Annotated in this window: 1 protein-coding gene; it reads right to left on the reverse strand. The window is 58.9% G+C overall.

Annotated elements, in window-relative coordinates; translation table 11 throughout:
- Positions 1-47 precede the first annotated feature (47 nt).
- On the reverse strand, positions 48-1,270 hold a 1,223-nt coding region (gene istA, locus HK44_RS25805; RefSeq protein ID WP_024265176.1), incomplete at its 5' end, for an IS21 family transposase.

A 1,270-nucleotide genomic window follows, 5' to 3' on the forward strand; every position in this document is an offset into this window, starting at 1 on the left:
CGCTGGCCATGCCATGCAGACGCAGTTCTTTGAGTTCCGCCATAAGATCACGCATTGCGAGTCTCCTCATCGGTGGTACGGAGCCGGTCGTAGCGTGCCGTATTGGCGACAGGCGCTATCTTGAGTTGAAGGCTGGTTTCGGCGGACGCAGGGACTGCTGTCGATGTCAGTCGAGCCAGGACATTCAGGATGTGGTCGGCGCTCAAGCTGCCTGATTCCAGTACCAACTCCACCGCCACCAACACGGCATCGAGCCCGGCGATGGGAACAGCAGCCAGTACCTGCGTCATGACTCGGTCACCATTGCTGTGCCGTCTCAGGCCGCGCTTGAGAAGCATCAACGGCTTCGGCAGATCGGCAAACGGAGCGCCATTGCGCAGCGCTCCCGGCTTGCGTTCGATGAGAGGGATGTAATGCTGCCAGTCAAAACTGACCTGATCTCGATCAAAGAGGCGCTCGTGACTGGCAATCATCGTTTCATCGGCGATGACAACCACCCGGGAAGGATACAGACGGCTGCTGACCCACTGGCCGACCCGCTCACACGGCACAGAGTAGCGATTTCGCGCCACGCTGATCAGGCAGGTGCTGGAGACCCGCACGGTGCGTTCGACATAGCCATCAAAGGCCGTGGGCATTGGCATCATTTCGACCCGTTCCAACTCCAGGACGTCCGCCACCGTCAGCCCGTTGTACTGCGGGTGCACCAGCTCGCTCCAGAGCGCACGACAGCGTTGGCCGAGCCAGACATTCAGTTCTTCAAAGGTGTGGAACATGCAGTTTTGAGCATCGAGCCAGATGCGCCGCCGGCTGTCCTGTACGTTCTTTTCGACAATGCCTTTTTCCCAGCCAGAGGCCACGTTGCAGAAGTCCGGATCGAATAGGTAGTGGGCACACATGACGGCAAACCGGGCATTGACCGTGCGACCTTTGCCTTTGTTGACCTTGTCGACAGCCGTTTTCATGTTGTCGTAGATGCCGCGACGCGGCACCCCACCTAACGCGCCAAACGAGCGGGTATGGGCATCGAACAACATCTCGTGGCCTTGGCTGGGATACGCAACCAACCAAAATGCGCGACTGGCGCACAGCTTCATGTGGGAGACCTGGATGCGTCGAAACAGGCCACCGATCAGCAGACCTTCTTCGCTCCAGTCAAACTGGAAGGCCTCTCCGAGTGCAAACGTCAGCGGTACAAAAGCGCGTAAAGACTTGCCTTGCTCACCTCGCCACGAACGCACAAACGCTGTGAGCTGGCTGTAGCCGCCGT

Source organism: Pseudomonas fluorescens HK44, from assembly GCF_000217955.3.
Lineage (GTDB): Bacteria > Pseudomonadota > Gammaproteobacteria > Pseudomonadales > Pseudomonadaceae > Aquipseudomonas > Aquipseudomonas fluorescens_AQ.